Here is a 19,264-nt window from a genome sequence, read left to right on the forward strand (position 1 = left end):
GGCGCTCAATACGGATGCGGTTCGCGCCCGAAATCGATCAGTCGGCCGTCGTGCTCGATCATCACGGCTGCCGCCGCGATCCCTTCGCGCGACATCTCGGCGACGATGTCGCGCGCGCGCCATTGCGTCGGGATGATGATCACGTCGGCCGGCGCCGCCTTCAGCGCGTCGCGGAATTCGATTTTCTGGCCGGTGCCCGGCACGTAGGTGCCGACCTTGTCCGGATCGGAATCGACGACGAGCGGGAAGCGCGCGGCATCGGCATCGAAGTGATGGATGAACGCGGCGGCCTTGCCCGTGCCGCCCCAAATCGCGATGCGGCGGCCCGATTCGGCCAGCGCCGCGAGCTGTTCGGCGATCGCCGCACGGTTCTCGACCGTGCGCGCCGCGAACCGCAGCGACGCGTCCGCGCGCGTGCGCGCATGCGCGGGCACGCCGAGCCGGACCAGCGCATAGACGACCTCGCCGTCGTAACCGTGCGCGAGCGTCACGATCTCGCCGGCGCGCGCCATCAGCGTGCGGAACGACTCGGTGGTGAACTGCGACACGTGTTCGTAGAAGAAATCGGCGAGGCGATCGGTTTCGAACACGCGATCGATGCACGGTACTTCCGCGAACAGCCAGCTCGCGTTCGGCTGGCGCGATGCGCCCCACGCGAGCTGCTCGACGAGCTTCGCCGGTTCGGTCAGGTGTTCGAGCACGTGCCGGATCACGATCGCATCGGGGCGGAATTCGGGCATGTCGGCCAGCGGCGCGAACAAGCGCGCGTGGAATTCGATGCCGTTGCCGGTACCCGCGCACGCGTTCGGATCGAAGCCGGCGAAACGGCCGCCGCCGCTCGCCTGCGCGAGACCGCGTACGAAATGGCCTTCGCCGCAGCCGATCTCGACGACCGTCGGATTGGCCGGCAGCGCGCCGAGCAGCAGGTCGCGCGTCGCCGCCAGATGGCCTTTCCAGATCCCGCCGCTGTTGAACATCCGGTTCGGGTTGCTCTGGTACGGAATCGCGTCGTAGCTGAAGCGGTGATTCCACACGTGCGAACACTGCGGGCACTGGACGAAGTCGAGCGCGTGGCGCGGCAGCGCGCGCGCAGCTTCGGCGGACGCCGGCCATGCAAGCGTCGCGAGCGTGCGCTCGCCTGCCGCGAAGAACGGCGCGGCCACCGTGTGTGCGCAGACGGGGCAGGTAGCGTCGATCAGGTCGGGACTCATGCGTTCACCTGTTTGCGGAAATGGGCGATCGTCTCCTTCAGGCCGTCCTCGAGCGCGACGCCCGGCTGCCAGTCGAGATGCCGGCGCGCGCGGCCGATGTCGGGGCGGCGCTGCAGCGGATCGTCGGCCGGCAGCGGCCGATATTCGATGCGGCTTTTCGAGCCGGTGAGGCGCAGCACGCATTCGGCGAGCTCGCGGATCGTGATCTCGCTCGGGTTGCCGAGATTGATCGGGCCGGTTTCGTCGTCCTGGTCCATCATCCGCATCAACCCTTCGACGAGATCGTCGACGTAGCAGAACGAACGCGTCTGGCTGCCGTCTCCGTACAGCGTGATCGGCTCGCCGCGCAGCGCCTGCATGATGAAGTTGGACACGACGCGGCCATCGTCCGCGCGCATGCGCGGGCCGTACGTGTTGAAGATCCGCACCACGCGGATATCGACGCCGTGCTGGCGGTGATAGTCGAAGAACAGCGTCTCGGCGCAGCGCTTGCCCTCGTCGTAACACGCGCGCAGCCCGTTCGGATTCACGTTGCCCCAGTAGGTCTCCTGCTGGGGATGCTGCTGCGCGTCGCCGTACACTTCGCTCGTCGATGCCTGCAGAATGCGCGCGCCGCAGCGCTTCGCGAGGCCGAGCATGTTGATCGCGCCGAGCACGGCCGTCTTCACCGTCGACACCGGGTCGCTCTGATAGTGCACGGGGCTCGCCGGGCACGCCATGTTGAACACGCGGTCGGCTTCGACGTAGAGCGGCAGCCACACGTCATGGCGGATCAGCTCGAAATTGACCTGGCCGAGCAGGTGCTCGATGTTGCGCTTGCTGCCGGTGTGAAAGTTGTCGACGCACATCACGTCGTAGCCGGCACGCACGAGCCGCTCGCACAGATGCGAGCCGAGAAAACCCGCGCCGCCGGTGATGAGGACGGACTGGCCGGTCACGATGCGGCCCTCGGCGCGGCATCGACGCGGCGCGCCCACATCGCGTGCAGCGCGTCTTCGAAATGGCGCGCGAAGCGCGGCGCATCGCACAACGGGGCGGCGAGCACCTGCTCGCGCAGCGTCGTGCGCAACACCGCAAGCTCGGCCGGATTGCGCGCGAACGCGACGGCCTTCGCGACGTATGCGTCGTCGTCGTGGGCGATCCATTCGGGCAAGCGCGCCGCCTGCAGCAGGCTTTCGCAGATATGCGACAGGAAGCGCGCGCCGCGGCGGCCGAGCACCGGCACGCCCATCCACAGTGCTTCGGCCGTCGTCGTGCCGCCCGGGTACGGGAACGGACTCAGCATCAGGTCGACGCGCCGGTAGGCCGCCAGATATTCGTCGCGCGGCGAACGGCCTTCGAACTGCAGTCGCGCCGCATCGATGCCGTGCGCGGCGAAGCGGGCCGCAAGCGCGTGCTGCTCGCGCGCATCGTCCAGATGCGGCGCCTTCACGAACAATCGCGCATCCGGCACGTCGCGCAGCACGCGCGACCATACGTCGATCACATGATCGGTAAGCTTCGCGAGCTTGCCGAAATAGCCGAAGGTCGGATAACCGTTCGCGAGCATCGGCAGCGGGCCGCCGTCGAGCTCGATCGCGGGCGGCGTAAAGCACAGATAGCTGTCGGGCAGGTGCCACGCGCGTTCGACGAAATGCGCGGCCTCGTCGTCCGGCATCACGTAGCGGTCGCCGATCACGTAGTCGATCGCGCGCATCCCGGTGCTCGCGAAGTAGCCGGGCCAGCTCACCTGCAGCGGCGCGGGCGTCCATGCGAACAGCGGCAGCCGGTTATGGATCGTGTGGCCGGACGCATCGATCAGCACGTCGATGCCGTCGTCGCGAATGCGGGCGGCCGCGGCCGCATCGTCGAGGCTGGCAAGCGAGGTCCACGACGCGAAGCGCGGTTTGATGCGCGCGGTGACGTCGTCCTCGACGTCGCGCGTCGCATACGCGTGCAGCTCGACGCGCTCGCGCTTCAGATGCGCGAGCATCCCTTCGATGAAATAGCCGACCGGGTGCGCCTTCAGGTCGCCCGACACGATGCCGACGCGCAGCGGCCGGCCGATGCGCGGCGCAAGGTCGACCCGCCACGTCGTGTACGGCTGCGCGCGCTGCGTGACCAGCGCGTCGAACCGCATCGCTTCGTCGAGATACGCGCGCGGATCGAACGCATCGCTGTAGTGGTACGCGAACAGCAGGTTGCTGCGCGGCTCCGGCAGTTCCGGACGCAGCGCCACCGCGTGCTGGTACGCCTCGAGCGCGGCTGGAATCTCGTTCAGGTCGAGCAGCGCATTGCCGAGGTTGTTGTATGCCTGGCCGTGGTCGGGTTGCAGTGCGATTACCTGACAGAACGCGTCGACGGCCGCGCGTGCGTTGCCCGCGAGCCGCTGCGCGTTGCCGAGGTTGTTGTAAGCGTCGACGTAGCCGGGCCGCAGCTCGATCGCGAGACGGAAGCACTCGGCGGCGGCGGCCGGCCGATTGTTCGCCTGCATCACGTTGCCGAGGTTGTAGTAGTAGATCGCGTCGGGCTTGATCTCGATCGCGGCCATGATCAGCTCGGACGCCTCGTGATAGCGCCCGTACTGGTGACCGATCAGGCCGAGCAGATGCAGCGCGTCCGCGTGCCGCGGCTCGGCGTCGAGGATGCGGCGGTACAGCGTCTCGGCTTCTTCCAGGCGGTCGGCCTGGTGGAGTGCCAGCGCCGCTTCGATCGTGGCGACGGGGGAGTCGGACAGCGTGAGATCAGTCATCGTGGTAAGCCAGCGTGGGTTCGATACGGAGCGCGCGACACGCGCGGAGGCCGCCGCCGCGCACGCACGGACGGCCCTCGACATGCCAGCATTCTCGGCGTGCGCATGGCGTTCCAATCGGCGGAGCAGGTGGGGGATTTGGTCGCTTTTCATGTGACGGCGCGGCTGTCGCCTTGACGGCGATCAACGTCGCGGTTCGCGCGCACGGCGGCCCGCGCGGCGCGCCGGCCATTCGCCGCGCCATCGCGCGAAGCCTTGCCCGTCAATGGCCGGCGACCGCCCGCGTGCGCGGACCCGGCCGCCGGCTGGCAGCCGCGCACGCGGGCATTCACGGAAATGCGGGGGAAAACGACCCGCTAATCCGCCATTTGATCCCGGGCGCGGGTCGATAGACTCGGGCACAGACTTGGAGGCGTCCACCGCGCGGACGATCGCGCAGGGCGCAAGCCGCTTGCCCGACGCGGCCGGGGTGCCCCGATTCCCCTCTCAGCGCCTGGAGCCATGTGTATGCACGAGTCCTCAATCATCTCCAACTCGAACGACGACCAGCTCGCCGCACGACGCGAACTCTTCGATCTGATGCAGACCTATCCGGCGACGCAGGAGGAACTCGAGCGCTCGCTCGGCCTGTTCGTGCGCGGTTCGCTGCTGGCGCGGATACTCGCGACGTTCGAGGTCTACGAACAGATCGTGCCGCTGCCGGGCTCGATCCTCGATCTCGGCACCTGGCGCGGCCAGACGGCCGTGCTGTGCGAGAACTTCCGCGCGATCCTCGAGCCGCTGAACTTCCAGCGCCGCATTCACGCGTTCGATACGTTCACCGGCTACGCGGGCTTCTCCGACAGCGATTCGCGCGACCGCAAACTGTTCTCCGACGGCACGTACTCGCTCGCCGGCGACTATGCGGACCTGCTGCGCAACCTGCTGTCGCTGCACGAGCGCAACAACGCGATGGGCCACGTGAACGGCAAGCACCACGTGTGGGAAGGCGACTGCCGGGACACGCTGGCCGCGTACGAGGAAGCGCATCCGGGCGAACCGGTCGCGCTCGCGTGGTTCGACCTGAACGTGCCGGGCCCGACCCGTCACGCATTCGAAACGGTAATGAGGCGACTCGTGCCGGGCGGCGTGGTCGCGTTCTGGCAGCTCACGCGCGGCGGCCAGACACCGGCCGAAGGCATCCACTACGTGCGCGAGCTGCTCGGGAAATACCCGCACCGCGTGCACAAGGCGAGGTCGTATCCGTCGCTGTGCTATCTGACGTTCCCTGAAGGCGGCGGGGTGCGCACATGAAGATCGCGATCCTCGGCAACGGCATCCTCGGGCTGATGACGGCCCGCGCGTGGCAGCGCGCCGCCCCGGACGTCGAGCTGGTCGTCGTCGGCCCTGCGCAGCGTCCCGGCTCCGCGACGCGCGCGGCCGCCGCGATGCTCAACTCGTTCACCGAACTGGAAGGCGATTCGCTCGGCACGCCGATCGACCGCTTCAAGTTCGAACTGAGCCGAGCGGCGACCGCCGCCTGGCCTGAAGTGTTCGCGCAGGTCTGCACGCCGGATCGCGCGGTCGCGCATGGCTTCGGCACCTATGTGCTGAACAACGCCGCGACCGACGCACTCGACGACGAGAACTTCGCGGCGATGCGGCGCTTTTGCCGCGAGTTCGAGGAACCGTGCGAGGCGGTCGATCCGGCCGGCATTCCGAACTATCATCCGCAGCCGCAGTTCCGCGCGCTGAACGCCGTGTATCTGAAGCGCGAAGGCTGGGCGAACCCGAAACAGTTTCTCGATGCGCTGCAGGCATGCGTCGCCGCGGCCGGCAACGTCACGTTCGTGTCGGCCGAGGTCGAGCGGCTCGACGTCGCCGGCGGACGTGTGTCCGGTGCGCGGCTGAGCGACGGCACGACGCTCGACGCCGACCGGTTCGTGCTCTGCAACGGCGCGAACCTGACGAAGGTGCTGCAGGCAAGCGTGCCGGATCTGCCCGTGCAGCGGCTGTTCTACGGGATCGGCATGTCGATCGAACTGCAGAGCAGCGAGAACGTGCATACGCACTGCGTGCGCACGACCAATCGAGGCCTCGCATGCGGCGTGTATTCGGCGCCGTACGGGCCGGATCGCACGCTCGTCGGCGCAAGCAACTACATCAGCCCGGTGCCGCACGAGCACGGGCACGCGGGCAGTGCGTACACGCTGCTGAAATCCGCGATGGACCAGATCAACTCGCGCTTCTCGCGTGCGAATTTCGTCAACGTGAACGTCGGCTGGCGGCCGACCACGTCCGACCTGTATCCGCTGTTCGGCGAGACCAGCGTGCGCGACCTGTGGATTCTCGGCGGCACCAAGCGCGACGGCTTCCACCTGTCGCCGGTGCTGTGCCGCGATCTCGTCGCAGCGATGCGCGGCCAGCCGATCGATCCGCGCTATGCGGAACTCGCGCCGGAGCGGCCGCTGATTCGCAATCTGTCGCGCGAAGCGGCGATCGCGAAGACGGTCCGACACCAGATCAACGCCGCTTACCAGCACGATTTCGTGCCCGCACGCAACCGGATGGTCGAGCAGCTCGAACGCGCGATCCGCGCCGATCTCGAAGCGCTTCACGACCGGCTCGGCGCGACCGACTGGGGTATTCCGCCCGAACTCGTCGACATGTACCGGTACGGTCACATTCCCGCGTGACCGACATGACCGTGCAGCCGAAACGCATCGCGATCGTCCAGTCGAACTACATCCCGTGGAAGGGTTACTTCGACCTGATCGCCGCAACCGACGAGTTCATCCTGTACGACGACGCGCAGTACACGCGGCGCGACTGGCGGAATCGCAACCAGATCAAGACGCCGCAGGGCGTGCAGTGGCTGACCGTGCCGGTCAAGGTGAAGGGGCGTTATTACCAGAGCATTCGCGACACCGAGATCGACGGCGCCGACTGGGCCGAACAGCACTGGACGCGGCTGCGCCAGAACTATGCGCGCGCGCCGCATTTCGCGCATTACGCGGGCGAGCTCGAGGCGCTGTATCTGAACGGCAATCACCGCACATTGAGCGCGCTGAACCTCGCGATGCTGACGTGGATCAACCGGCAGCTCGGCATCGACACGCGCATTTCGTCGTCGTCCGACTACACGCTGGAAGGCGATCGCACCGACAAGCTGCTGAACCTGTGCCTGCAGGCTGGCGCGACCGAGTACCTGTCGGGCCCCGCCGCGCGCGACTACCTCGACGAGAGCCGCTTCGCGGCCGAACGCGTCGCGGTGCGCTGGTTCGACTATCCGGCCTACCCGGCGTACCCGCAGCTGTGGGGCGAGTTCGTCCACGGCGTGACGGTGCTCGACGTGCTGTTCCATTGCGGCCCCGATGCGCGCCGGCATGTCGTGACCGGCCGACCCTGAGGACGATGCGATGCACGATTCCCGACACTCGAGCCTGCTGGCAGACGTCGCCGCGTATTACAGCGCGCGCCTCGCCGAGCACGGCCAGACCGCGCGCGGCGTGGACTGGAACGGCGAGGACAGCCAGCGGCTGCGGTTTGCACAGCTGACGAAGATCGTCGCGCCCGGGGCCGGCGGCTTCTCGGTCAACGATCTCGGCTGCGGCTACGGCGCGCTCGTCGATTTTCTCGACGAGCACGCAGCAGGGCGCAGTCACACTTACGCGGGCAATGACGTGTCGGCGGCGATGATCGACGCGGCTCGCGAGCGCTATCGCGATCGCGCCGACGTGACGTTCCACGTCGACGACGCGCCACGGTCGGCTGCCGACTACGGGATCGCGTCGGGCATCTTCAACGTGCACCGCGGCCACGACGACGACGCGTGGCTCGACTACATCCATGCGACGCTCGACACGCTGCACGAAACGAGCCGCGCCGGCTTCGCGTTCAACTGCCTGACGTCATATTCGGACCCGCCGCACATGCGTCCGGAGCGGCTGTACTACGCCGATCCATGCGCGCTGTTCGACCGCTGCAAGCGCCGCTACTCGCGCCACGTCGCGCTGCTGCACGACTACGGGCTGTATGAATTCACGATCCTCGTCCGGAAGGACGGCTAAGCGCGCACGCGCATGCCGCCGGCCCCGATGCCCTTGTTCACGCCTTCGCGGAGTTCCGTCATGTTCGCTCCACCCAATCTCGACCGCATTCCGTTCGGCCGGCCGTTCATCGTCGGCAAGGAGCTGTACTACATCGCGAAGGCTGTCGAACAGGGCGGCCTTGCCGGCGACCAGGCATTCACGAAGCTGTGTCACCAGTGGCTCGAAGCGCGGATCGGCTGTCATCGCGCGCTGCTCACTCACTCGTGCACGGCCGCGCTGGAGATGGCCGCGATCCTCACCGACGTCGGTCCCGGCGACGAAGTCATCATGCCGTCCTACACGTTCGTGTCGACCGCCAACGCGTTCGCGCTGCGCGGCGCGACGCCCGTGTTCGTCGACATCCGTCCCGATACGCTGAACCTGGACGAGAAGCTGGTGGCCGCCGCGATCACCGAGCGCACGCGTGCGATCGTCCCCGTCCACTATGCAGGCGTCGCGTGCGACATGGATGCGATCATGCAGCTCGCCGACGACTACCGCTTATGGGTCGTCGAGGATGCCGCGCAGGCGATCCAGTCCACCTGGAACGGCAAGCCGCTCGGCAGCCTCGGGCATCTCGCGTGCCTGAGCTTCCACGAGACCAAGAACGTGATCGCCGGTGAAGGGGGCGCACTGCTCGTCAACGACGAGCGGCTCGTCGAGCGCGCGGAGATCATCCGCGAGAAAGGCACGAACCGCAGCCAGTTCTTTCGCGGCCAGGTCGACAAGTACACGTGGGTCGACGTGGGCTCGTCCTACTTGCCCGGCGAATTGATCGCCGCGTTCCTGTACGCGCAGTTCGAGCACGCGGACGTGATCACCGAGCAACGGCGCGCGACCGTGAAGCGCTACGAGGATGCGTTGCGGCCGCTCCACGATGCCGGCCGCCTGACATTGCCCGCCGTGCCGCTGAGCGAAGCGGGCAACGGCCACCTGTTTTATTTCCTCGCGCGCGACCTCGCGGAGCGCACGGCGCTGCTCGAGCGAATCCGCGACGCGGGCGTGTTTGCCGTGTTCCATTACGTGCCGCTGCACAGTTCGCCGGCCGGCCGCCGCTACGGCCGTTGCGGCTCGGGCATGCACGTGACCGACGACGTTGCCGACCGCCTCGTGCGCCTGCCGCTGTACCACGCGATGAGCGACGCGGAACAGGAGCGCGTGCTGCAGGTGGTATCCGACTTCTACCGGACGGCCGCACGACCGGTTGCCCGCCGCCCTTCACCGAGCCTCGCGCCGTCCCTCCCATGAACGACTCGCCCCGCATCTTCGCGCCGCTCGGCCATCCGTACTACGTGTCCGCGCCGCCGTACCTGCAGACGTCCGGCGGTGTGCGCGCAATGCACTACCTGTGCCACGCGCTGAACCTGCTCGGCTGCGAGGCCTACATCAACACGGATAACGTGCATCCCGATCTCCGCACGCCGTTGCTGACCGAGGAGATCGCGCGCGCGCATTTCGTCGCGGGCCGTAGCCCGGTCGCCGTCTATCCGGAGATCGTCGAAGGCAATCCGTTCAACGCACGCTGCGTCGCACGCTACCTGCTCGCGGAGCCCGGGCGCATCAACGGGAAGCCGATCGATCTCGCGCCGACCGATCTCGTGTTCTCGTTCGGGCCGTCGATCGTGCCCGACGGCTGGCACGCCGATCTGCTCAGGGTGCCTCTCGTCGACACGCGCATCTTTCATTGCGACGGCGTCGACGACACGACGCGCCACGGCACGGCCGTGTTCCTGAATCGCCATCTGCGCCGCGGCGGTGCGCTCCATTCCGCGACGGCCGAGTCGATCGAGATCTCGCGTCGGGTGGTTGAGCGCTCCGCGCACGAACTCGCCGAGCTGTTTCGCCGTGTCGAATGCCTGTACCTGTACGAATGGTCGACGGCGGTATTCGAGGCGCTGATGAGCGGCTGCCCGGTCGTGTGCATCCTGAACGACGCGTCGATGCCGAAGGCCGAGCGGTGGGTCATGAACGGCAAGGGGATCGCGTGGGGGCTGGATCCGCGCGAGATCGCGCACGCGAAAGCGACCGTGCACGAAGCGCGCGACGTATATCGCGAAGAAGAAGCACTGTTTTGGCGGCAACTGCGGGCGTTCGTCGAGAAGACGCAGGCGCGCGCCGACGAGCTCGACGTGCTGCCGGCGGCGCAGTGCGCGGCCGGCGCGGGGACCGTGACCACTGCACGGCCGGCCGCCGGCTCCGCGGCGCGGAGCATGGCCGTCGTGTGCGCCGCGCCGGTAACCGATCCGCACATCGCCGCGCGGTTCGCCGCGCCATTTCATGCGCTTGCGCGCGAATGGAACGTCGAATTTCCTGTCGGCGACACCGGCATCGATCTCGACGCGCTACAGCGCGCCGACGTGATCGTGCTGCATGACGCGACCGCGGCGCTGCTGTCCGGCGCCGCGCTCGAGCAACTGTTCGCGCTCGGCAAGCCGGTGGTGTGCGACCTGGACCGACCGTTCGACGCGATCGTGCTCGCCGATCCGGACATCGCGGGAAGCGCTCGCCGACGCGCCGCCATGCGCGACGCGATCCGTCGTGCCGACGCACTGGTGGTGCGCTCGGACGCGATCGCTGCCACGTACCGGCACGTCAACGCGGCGGTACACGTGCTGCCGGTCGATGCGGAGCCGGCGCGCCATGGCGCGCTGTATGCGCGACTGTCCGAACACGGGCGGCGAGCCGCTGCAGCGGCACCGGCGCCGGGTGGCTCGCCCGCACCGCAGACGCGATCGGCGAAGCGGCTCGTCGCGTACGCTGTCGACCCCGTCGATGGTGCATCCATGCAGCGCCGTCTCGTGTTGCCGTTCGCGCGGCTCGCTGACGAGTGGACGCTCGTCAGCGGCCTGGCCGACGCCGCTGCGATCGCCACCGCCGACGCCGTGCTGCTCGATCGCCACACGCCGGGCCTGCTGCCGCTGACGGCGCTGAGCGCAATCTTCGAATTCGACAAGCCGGTGATCTACGCAACCGATATTCAGCCGCCCGCGCAACCGATGGCGGCCGACCCGGCGCTCGCCGGCATTGCGTTCACAATCGGCAACGCGCACGCGATCGTCGTGCCGACACCGGATCTCGCGCGCCAGTACCGGCCCTGGAATCCGAACGTGTTCGTGCTGCCCGACAGTGTCGATCTCGAACTGTTTTTGCGCCCGGTGCGGGCCTGCAATGACGCGCGCGTGACGATTGGCGTCGCCGGCGCGGCGCTGCTGCCGGATAACTTCGCGCTGGTCGATGCCGCGCTGCGCGCCGCGTATGCGCGCCATCCGGGCCGCATCGCCGTGCAATTCTTCGGCGCGCACGTGCCGGCCGGCTGGGAGCAGCATCCGGCGAGCGAATTCGTGCACGCGCCGGAGGGATACCGCGCGTATGCGCAGCAACTGCGCACGCTGGAATGGGACGTAGCGTTGATGCCGCTTGCCGATACCGACGACGGGGCGGCGAGCGCGATCCAGCGGCAGGAGTTCGCCGCCGCCGGTATTGCGCTCGTCGCAAGCGACCGGCCGGCGCTGCGCGCCGAACTGGACGACGGCGACGACGTACTGCTTGCCGGCGATGCCGCGCACGCATGGGACGACGCGCTCGATCGCGTGGTCACGCAGCCCGCGCTGCGCAGGCGGATCGCGCGTACCGCTCAGGCTCGTGTGCGCAAGCACGGTGCGCTGCAAGCGCGCGTGCCGATCATTCGCGAGACCTACCGGCGGTGCGTCGAACGCAAGGGTACGGCCGTGCCGTTGCCGCCGCGCGATGCGCCAATTCCCGGTGTGCTGATTCTTGACGCGGAGGGCGACGCCGAACGCGTGGAGGCCGCGCTGCGCGTCGTCGCGACGCGGGCGGAACGGGATCTGCTGAGCGTGGTGCTGACGACGGCGGCCGGAGCGCTGCCCGAGTGGACCGAGCGGCTGCGTTACGTGAGCACGTCGACGCAGGAATACCCGGCCACCGCGGATCAGCTCGCGGCGATGCCGGCGTTCGACTGGGTTGCGATCGTCGATGTGGCGGATATCGAGGTGGGTAACGCTTCGCTGGAAGCGGTGGCTGCGGACGCGGTGATCGACTGACGCTGTGCGCGGGTCGGTGCAGGTTCGCGGTGCGGGACTCGTGCATTTCATCCGTCGTATATACGATTCGACGCACCTCGGGCGGATAGGCAAACAAGGGAATCACCTGTTCCCATTGGCGCTGCCACATGGCCGCGACGGTCGGGAATTCGCGGCCCCACTCGCTTTGCGCAAAGGCGTCGAGCGCTGCCGCCTCCGCCTCGGCCGTGGCGGCCATGTAGATCGGCTTGATCCCGGCAGCCAGCGGCTTGCGGTCCTTCCAGCTAGCCAGGTTCAGCGAATTTCGGATCAGATGCACGATGCAGGTCTGGATTTGGGCGGCCGGATAGACCGCCTCGATCGCTTCGGGGAAGCCGCGCAACCCATCGACCACCGCGATCAGGATGTCGTGCAAGCCGCGGTTCTTCAGCTCGTTGAAGACCTTCAGCCAGAACTTGGCGCCTTCGGTTTGCTCGATCCACAAACCCAGTACTTCCTTGCGGCCGTCGGCGCCGATGCCCAGCGCCAAATAGACCGCCTTGTTTTGACCGTGCCTTCGTCGCGGATCTTCAGCCGCAGCGCGTCGAAGATCGGATACATGGCCTCGAGCGGGCGCTGCTGCCACTGTTCGACGTCGGGCCGTTGGGCGTCAGGACCGTCTTACGGCTTGGTGCCGTTGCGGTGGTTACCCCTGCCTTGCTCGGTCTCGGCGTCCAGATGGTGGCTCAACTCGGCCGCGAGCATGCGCTCGGCCAGTTGCTTCTTGAGCTGACCGGCCAGTCCCGATTCGCCCAGGATCGACTCGGCATCCTTGCCCTGAACCTGGGCAAGCAACTGACCGATCAGCTCATCGGGAAACAGATTTGGTGCCTTCGGATTCTTGCTCTTTTTGCTCACTGTTGCATCTGTCATAGGACGTTAGCTCCGTTATCGTCTCATGACCTCGGCACACTAAAAATCCGACAGGCTCGTGGCGTTCCGTTCCCGCTGATCGCGGAATCCAGCGGGCCTCCGCGACGATTGACGTGCAGACCCGTCAGGCTAAGCGGTTATCATAGCAACGTCAAACGTTGGCGTGCCCGACACATTCAGCGCAACCGCGCCAGAGGAAGACTCGGCATTTTACTGTCCGGCCGGTTCATTATTTCACGCAATGGATCATCTGCTTCCGCACTACGAAAGAGAACTTTCACTGCTGCGCCGGTCAGTTGCGATCTTTGCGACACGCTATCCCAAAATTGCCGTTCGTCTCGGGATTTCCGGCGACCGCTCCGAAGATCCCCACGTCGAACGGATGCTGCAGTCGTTCGCTCTCCTTGCTGCGGATATAGGAAGCCGGCTCGACGACAACTATCCGGAATTCGCCGAGGCCCTCCTTGGCATGCTGTATCCCCAGTATCTCCGAACGGTTCCTGCGTGTGCAATCGCGCAGTTCGATGTCTCAGACATGTTCGAAAAGCTGACTGAGCCCTCGCTCGTTGCCCTCGGCACGGAACTGGCGAGCAAAACGGAAGACTGCCTTTTCCGAACCGTATATGACGTAACGTTAGCTCCCGTGCGGATTTCGACTGCACGCTACGCTCCGACAACTGCCGTTCCCGCCGACGTCGTCCTGCCCGCCGGCACAACCGGTCTGCTTTCCATCACCTTTGAGGTTGCCCGCCCCGACTTTCGCATCGACGCCGTTCCCCGTCCGTTGCGCATCCATGTCGACGGCCCTCGCGAAGTCGTCGGCGCGGCAATGGATACGATGACAATGCACACGGCCGCCGCCTTCGTCGAAAACGCCGAACATCGCTGGTCAACGCTGACCACGCCGCCGCTTGCCGCCGCCGGCTACGATGAAGCCGAGAAGCTGCTCGACGAAGACGACGGGCCGCCGGCCCTGCGGCTACTCAGCGAATATTTTGCGTTTCCGAAGAAATTCGATTTCGTTGACGTCGACCTCGCCGCGCTCGCACATACGGCGGGCTCCAGCCGGCAACTCACCTTGCATCTCGCCATTTGCGACGTTCATCCAGATTCGTGGACGGCACAGCGACTAAAGAATCTATCGGCGGACAATCTGAGGTTTTTTTGCACGCCAATCGTCAACCTGTTCCGGCTTACGTCGCTGCCACTCAAGCGGAGTCCGATCACGAACACGTATCCCGTGCAATCCCAGAATACGGGTGTTGCGGGTGTCGAAGTTTGGTCTGTCGAGTCGGTCCGCGCCACGAAAGGCAGTTCAAGAGCGAATATCATTCATCCGTTCACGTCGCTCATGCACGGCGATTCCGGCAAACCAGCGGGCCCCTATTGGGTCCTCATGCACCATAACGCGGCCTTGCCATCGGGAAAGAAGGAAACCGCGCTCAGCTTGGTCGAACTCGACGGCCGACCGGCGACCGACACCGGAATCGAGCAGATAACGGCAGATGTCACCTGCTCGAATGGCAATTTCCCTCGCACGATGCGGGCCGGCGCCGAGGATGGTGATCTGGTAAACGAGCAGGGACCGATGGTTTCTCGCATCGTGATGCTGGACGCGCCGACAGAAGTGGCGCGATTGTCAGGTGATGGCGACGCAGCTTGGCGGCTCATCACGCAGTTTGCCCCGCACTCGATCGAATTGACCCGCACCGGGCTTGCGGAGCTGAAACGCCTGTTCCGCCAGTTCATCGCTCAATCCGCTGGACACGCGAAACTCCTCGACGGACTGACCAATCTGAGCCATCGAGCCAAACAGCTCTGGCTTCCAGGAAAACCAATGCCGAGTTTCGTTCGGGGTTTGGAAGTGACGTTGACGGTCGACGAACAAGCGTTTGCCGCCGTCAGTTTGAACTCTTTCATTAGCGTGATGGAGCACTTCTTCACCGTGCACGCGCCGACGACCAGCTTTGTCCAACTTGTCGTGATGTCGGCCAACTCCGGCGCGGAAATTCGACGTTGCGCGCCACGACCTGGCACAACCATGCTCGCCTGATTTTCCTGCCTCTAAACCGCGAAGATCAAGTCACTCTGTAGCCCATGCCGATCAGGTAAGGCTCGAAATCAGATGACAACCGCAGGTCGCCCGGTGACCGTGCCGGGCAATCGGAACACCGTTATCTGTCATCGATTCATCGCCCTCTTCGATAAAATTCGGTTTGACGTCCGGGTGTTGGGGGCAAGTTACCTCATCCCTCTTGCGAGCAACGAAACGACCGTCGAAACGCATCGTCGACGAACCCGTGATCACTTTGCCGCCGTGGTCTGTATCATCGCCGACACGGATGAGATTCATCATCGCAGAATACCTTACGAACGATAGCGAAAATAGTGAATACCATATTCGAGATCTCGATTCTCCGGCCTCATCTGCTTCGACGAACGTACGAGATTAATCCTACGTACGTCACTCCAGCCGTAGCACGAGAAAACGACCTCGGCCAATCTAGCGAAGTGCTTCATCTTCAGATAAGCACGGTGGAATAATATCCAAAAAACAATCAATGAAAAACCCCAAGCACCGGTCATTACCAGAATATGCGTACTTAAATCAATCCCCTCATGGTTCCGGAACATAAAGACCGTTACAATACCACTGCAAAACCCCCAGGCGATTAACATGAATTTCATAAGCCAGCGATAAAGTGCCGATCGCCCTCTCGTCGCATGTGGATACACCGCCACCATATCGTCCTGAACTCTCCGGATTGAATAGGTAAAGTACCGATCACGCGGCCTCGGTTCGGCAACGATCTCGACCTCATCACCGTCTTTCATCGGCATTTTCCAGAGCCATCCCTCGATCTGCTTGCCGTCGAGTTCAAATTCCACCCAGTCCGCTTCTTCCTCCGAATTCGCGGAAGATTGAATTAACCCAATTGCAGATGCACCCATGCCCGCCAACGCTGCCCCAGCAGCCGTCGCTTGTATGTAGGCATGCTGCGCTTCACTTAAAACGAAATCCTGCTGGCGACGCCGGCACTTAAGGTTACTGATCGTGCCTCGCAGCACCTGAACTGCATATTCTCGCTCGGAACTCATGCCATCTCCGTCATTGCCTTATCAAAGTCTTTTTCCTGTTGCTCCATATCTGTGTATTTCTCGACGCCATGATCTTTCACTCGAAGGATAGCCTCTTTACCGGTACCAAATGCACACCGAGAACACCAGGACTCCAACTCATCGGGGGTTAGGGTATCGGCAAGTACCTGCAATGCAAACAATCCAATCGTCGCTTCCCACGTGATTAGCATGCTCACCGCTCGCAGTGATGCAATCATTACCACTCGCGGCGCCACTGTCTCGACCGCCATAATAACGACGCGGCTTCCAGTACGGGCTGCCAGTTTCTTAAACAGTGGCGCTGCAGTACTAATGGCATCGATCACGAACGCTGTGCCGCTGGCCACCCCTAACCCAGCCTTCACGAATAACACTGCCATCACATCATATTGGCCGGCCTTTTCCTTCTTACTCCCTGCCCCAGCATCTAACCACGCCGCCGCAAATGCCCCAGCCCCCGACAAAAAGCCACCTACCATCTTCCAACTCATCGTCCGAACAGCCTTCTTCAGCGTCCCGTAATACGGAGTCATCGTAATTGTGATGATCGACGCACTGAGTGATGCGCCAGACTTGATCAACTTGGCGTTGGTATCTTCGTCCTTGGCTTCCGACATCCGATGCCAGGAATTCACCAACCCACATGGCGCAGCAATCAAACTGCAGACGTCATCTGCTCGAATGGCAATTTCCCTAGAACGATGCGAGCAGGCGCCGAGGATGGCGATCTGGTCAACGAGCAAGGAACGATGGTTTCTCGCATCGTGATGCTGGATGCGCCAACAGAAGTCGTGCGATTGTCGTGCGAAGGCGACGCAGCTTGGCGACTCATCACACAGTTTTCCCCGCACTCGATCGAATTGACCCGCACCGGGCTTGCGGAGGTGAACCGCCCGTTCCGCCAGTTCACCGCTTACTCCGAAGTACACACGAAACGGGTTGACGGACTGACGAACCTGAGCCATCGAGCCAAACAGCTCTGGCTTCCAGGAAAACCAATGCCGAGTTTCGTTTGGAGCTTGGAAGTGACGTTGACGGTCGACGAACAAGCGTTTGCCGCCGTCAGTTTGAACGCGTTCATCAGCGTGATGGATCACTGCTTCACGGTGCACGCGCCGACGATCAGCTTTGTTCAACTCGTCGTGATGTCGGCCAACACTGGTGGAGAAATTAGACGCTGTGCACCGCGACCTGGCACAATTCCGCTCGCTTGGCAGGCTATGGCATAGTCCGCAAAAACAGATAGGCGCATGCCTTGTCAGCATAGAGCGCATTTCTTCTTCAGACCGTCGAACATCCCGATCCACTGCCTGCCTTAACGTGGTTCGTTCCGCACGGGCACAGAACCAGATCGCCATCCAAGACGCATGACCGACCGTCCTCTTGCATATCGGTACCGCTACCTTGGATCGGATGCTCGCCAGGACATTTGGTGCACGTTGCCATTTCGTGATCCAGGGCGATACGTCTGTCGCCATCATACATACTCGAAGCGGTCGCGATAACGTGGCCGCCTGTCGTAGTCAAATCGCCATCACATACCAATGCCTTGCTCACAATACTCTCTCGTCAATTGACTGGCGGTAGCAGTTCGATACCGATCGATGAGGACTCAAGACTCGGCATAACGAAAAATCAGCTTACCCATCTGCCAGGTGTCTTCAGGTTGCCGTAGCTTCTTCGATGCTTTCGGCAAGTCAACATTAGGCGGATCCTTCCAGCCAAATGTCGCAAATATCTTGTTTGCCATTGGCAACTGCCTTTTAAATCTACGGCTGACTCTATAAGCAATCAAGACAGCCGTGACTTCCCATACCGTCCATGCAGAGGCAAACACCCCGACACTCCCACCCCAACCATTCGGCATGCCGTTAGACATAGCGAACACTACGACGAGTAGTGTAACTACCAACCCACAGCCAGTCCAAAACAATATAGACCATTTAAGGAAAAATTTTAAAACCGCCCTACTCCCACGCTCGCAATGAGGATGAACGGACAAAATGCCATCACTACACCGCCTGATTGCATATCCAATCCACCCAGACTCTGCCCGCTCCGCAACGACTTCGACTTCATCGCCGTTTTCAAAGACAGATAGCCAGATCCATGCGCGGACTTCCTCACCGTTTAGTCTGAACGTCACTAGATCCCCCACTGTATCCGTGAACTCTGTGGACGTGCTGAGGTTGAGCGCAATATCGTTCAGGCCCGCCAGCGCCGCCACGACCGCGGTTCGCTCTATCGCTTGCTTGTCCGATTCCGTGAAAACCGCCTCGTAGGCTGCACGGCGTATCGTTAGTCCCGTAATAGTTCCACGCAGAAGCACCGGGGCAGTAGCCTGCTTACTGTCCATCTATGTATCCTGTTGGAGCCAACACTCCTACGTCTTCATTCAACCAAAAATCAGGACTCGGCATAGCGAAAAATCAGCTTACCCATCTGCCAGGTATCTTCAGGTTGCCGTAGTTTCTTCGATGCTTTCGGCAAGTCTACGTTGGGCGGATTTTTCCAGCCAAATGTCGAAAAAATCCTATTTGCCATCGGCAATTGCCTCTTGAATCTATGGCCAATTCTAAATGCAACAAAAACTGCCAAAATCTCCACCGCCAGCCAGATACCAAACAGGGATTTCGCCACAAAGAACCATTGATCTCGGTCCTGAGGCAGCGTTTGCATTAAAAAAAATGTCGAAACCAATGCACACACACTCCAAAATAGCACCGACCATTTTATGAAAAATTTGGTAAGCGCTCGACTACCACGCTCACAATGAGGATGAACGGACAAAATGCCATCACTGCACCGCCTGATTGCATATCCAACCCATCCAGACTCTGCCCGCTCCGCAACGACTTCGACTTCATCACCATTGTCAAAGACAGACAGCCAGATCCATGCGCGGACTTCCTCACCGTTCAGTCTGAACGTCACCAGATCCCCCACCGTATCCGTGAACTCCGTGGACGTACTGAGGTTGAGCGCGATATCGTTCAGGCCCGCCAGCGCCGCCACGACCGCGGTTCGCTCCATTGCTTGCTTGTCCGCTTCGGTGAAAACAGCCTCGTAGGCTGCACGGCGTATCGTTAGTCCCGTAATAGTTCCACGCAGAAGCACCGGGGCAGTAGCCTGCTTACTGTCCATCTATGTATCCTGTTGGAGCCAACACTCCTACGTATT

Annotated in this window: 18 protein-coding genes and 1 pseudogene; 8 read left to right on the plus strand and 11 right to left on the minus strand. The window is 63.4% G+C overall.

Annotated features, from left to right (window positions below):
* Nucleotides 1–5: 5 nt before the first annotated feature.
* The 3 genes from WK25_RS01550 to WK25_RS01560 are packed head-to-tail and all read right to left on the minus strand — an operon-like array spanning nt 6 to nt 3,942.
* Entirely contained in the window at nt 6–1,211 is a 1,206-nt protein-coding gene (locus WK25_RS01550) for a class I SAM-dependent methyltransferase (protein ID WP_069240854.1), read from the minus strand.
* A complete protein-coding gene (locus WK25_RS01555; RefSeq protein WP_174554660.1) occupies nt 1,208–2,149 on the minus strand; it encodes a UDP-glucuronic acid decarboxylase family protein in 942 nt (313 codons plus the stop codon). Before WK25_RS01555 ends, WK25_RS01550 begins: the two co-directional genes overlap by 4 nt.
* Entirely contained in the window at nt 2,146–3,942 is a 1,797-nt protein-coding gene (locus WK25_RS01560) for a tetratricopeptide repeat protein (RefSeq protein WP_069240855.1), read from the minus strand. The genes WK25_RS01555 and WK25_RS01560 overlap by 4 nt, the downstream gene beginning before the upstream one ends.
* Nucleotides 3,943–4,449: 507 nt before the next feature.
* Between WK25_RS01560 and WK25_RS01570 the strand changes: the two genes are divergently transcribed.
* From WK25_RS01570 to WK25_RS01595, 6 genes are read left to right on the plus strand one after another with little or no spacing between them, the layout of a single operon-like run.
* Nucleotides 4,450–5,235, plus strand: a complete 786-nt coding sequence (locus WK25_RS01570; RefSeq protein ID WP_069240857.1) for a class I SAM-dependent methyltransferase — start codon at nt 4,450–4,452, stop codon at nt 5,233–5,235.
* Entirely contained in the window at nt 5,232–6,617 is a 1,386-nt protein-coding gene (locus WK25_RS01575; RefSeq protein WP_069240858.1) for an NAD(P)/FAD-dependent oxidoreductase, read from the plus strand. The genes WK25_RS01570 and WK25_RS01575 overlap by 4 nt, the downstream gene beginning before the upstream one ends.
* Before the next feature lie 5 nt (nt 6,618–6,622).
* Complete coding sequence (locus WK25_RS01580; protein ID WP_069241906.1) at nt 6,623–7,330, plus strand: WbqC family protein; 708 nt, start codon at nt 6,623–6,625, stop codon at nt 7,328–7,330.
* A gap of 10 nt (nt 7,331–7,340) precedes the next feature.
* Nucleotides 7,341–7,991 (plus strand): class I SAM-dependent methyltransferase, encoded by a 651-nt coding sequence (locus WK25_RS01585; RefSeq protein WP_059548047.1) that lies wholly within the window; start codon nt 7,341–7,343, stop codon nt 7,989–7,991.
* 60 nt (nt 7,992–8,051) lie between these two features.
* Nucleotides 8,052–9,260 (plus strand): dTDP-4-amino-4,6-dideoxygalactose transaminase, encoded by a 1,209-nt coding sequence (rffA, locus tag WK25_RS01590; protein ID WP_040142850.1) that lies wholly within the window; start codon nt 8,052–8,054, stop codon nt 9,258–9,260.
* Nucleotides 9,257–12,073, plus strand: a complete 2,817-nt coding sequence (locus WK25_RS01595; protein WP_069240859.1) for a glycosyltransferase family protein — start codon at nt 9,257–9,259, stop codon at nt 12,071–12,073. Before rffA ends, WK25_RS01595 begins: the two co-directional genes overlap by 4 nt.
* Before the next feature lie 13 nt (nt 12,074–12,086).
* Here the strand turns inward: WK25_RS01595 and WK25_RS01600 are convergent.
* Nucleotides 12,087–12,703: pseudogene (locus WK25_RS01600) on the minus strand (IS256 family transposase); the annotation flags it as partial.
* A 9-nt stretch (nt 12,704–12,712) separates the two neighbouring features.
* Nucleotides 12,713–12,964 (minus strand): hypothetical protein, encoded by a 252-nt coding sequence (locus WK25_RS32000; protein WP_226209302.1) that lies wholly within the window; start codon nt 12,962–12,964, stop codon nt 12,713–12,715.
* 241 nt (nt 12,965–13,205) lie between these two features.
* Between WK25_RS32000 and tssF the strand changes: the two genes are divergently transcribed.
* A complete protein-coding gene (gene tssF / locus WK25_RS01605) occupies nt 13,206–15,017 on the plus strand; it encodes a type VI secretion system baseplate subunit TssF (protein ID WP_069240860.1) in 1,812 nt (603 codons plus the stop codon).
* 51 nt (nt 15,018–15,068) lie between these two features.
* Here the strand turns inward: tssF and WK25_RS29745 are convergent, their stop codons facing one another.
* The 3 genes from WK25_RS29745 to WK25_RS01615 are packed head-to-tail and all read right to left on the minus strand — an operon-like array spanning nt 15,069 to nt 16,827.
* Complete coding sequence (locus tag WK25_RS29745; protein WP_083252942.1) at nt 15,069–15,320, minus strand: PAAR domain-containing protein; 252 nt, start codon at nt 15,318–15,320, stop codon at nt 15,069–15,071.
* Nucleotides 15,321–15,331: 11 nt separating this feature from the next.
* A complete protein-coding gene (locus WK25_RS01610) occupies nt 15,332–16,063 on the minus strand; it encodes a putative type VI secretion system effector (RefSeq protein WP_069240861.1) in 732 nt (243 codons plus the stop codon).
* The gene (locus WK25_RS01615) at nt 16,060–16,827 is read right to left on the minus strand and encodes a hypothetical protein (protein ID WP_236857823.1); all 768 of its coding nucleotides are present in this window, start codon (nt 16,825–16,827) and stop codon (nt 16,060–16,062) included. The genes WK25_RS01610 and WK25_RS01615 overlap by 4 nt, the downstream gene beginning before the upstream one ends.
* On the opposite strand from WK25_RS01615, the gene WK25_RS01620 reads away from it, so the two are divergent.
* Nucleotides 16,786–17,313, plus strand: coding sequence for a type VI secretion system baseplate subunit TssF (locus WK25_RS01620; RefSeq protein ID WP_069240863.1), 528 nt, complete (start codon nt 16,786–16,788; stop codon nt 17,311–17,313). The genes WK25_RS01615 and WK25_RS01620 overlap by 42 nt on opposite strands.
* 52 nt (nt 17,314–17,365) lie before the next feature.
* Here the strand turns inward: WK25_RS01620 and WK25_RS29750 are convergent, their stop codons facing one another.
* The 3 genes from WK25_RS29750 to WK25_RS01625 form a co-directional block, all read right to left on the minus strand.
* A complete protein-coding gene (locus WK25_RS29750; RefSeq protein WP_231748571.1) occupies nt 17,366–17,569 on the minus strand; it encodes a PAAR domain-containing protein in 204 nt (67 codons plus the stop codon).
* 127 nt (nt 17,570–17,696) lie between these two features.
* A complete protein-coding gene (locus WK25_RS29755; protein WP_083252943.1) occupies nt 17,697–18,440 on the minus strand; it encodes a putative type VI secretion system effector in 744 nt (247 codons plus the stop codon).
* A gap of 50 nt (nt 18,441–18,490) precedes the next feature.
* A complete protein-coding gene (locus WK25_RS01625; protein WP_069240864.1) occupies nt 18,491–19,228 on the minus strand; it encodes a putative type VI secretion system effector in 738 nt (245 codons plus the stop codon).
* Nucleotides 19,229–19,264 lie beyond the last annotated feature (36 nt).

Origin of the sequence: Burkholderia latens (genome assembly GCF_001718795.1) — a bacterium.
Lineage (GTDB): Bacteria > Pseudomonadota > Gammaproteobacteria > Burkholderiales > Burkholderiaceae > Burkholderia > Burkholderia latens_A.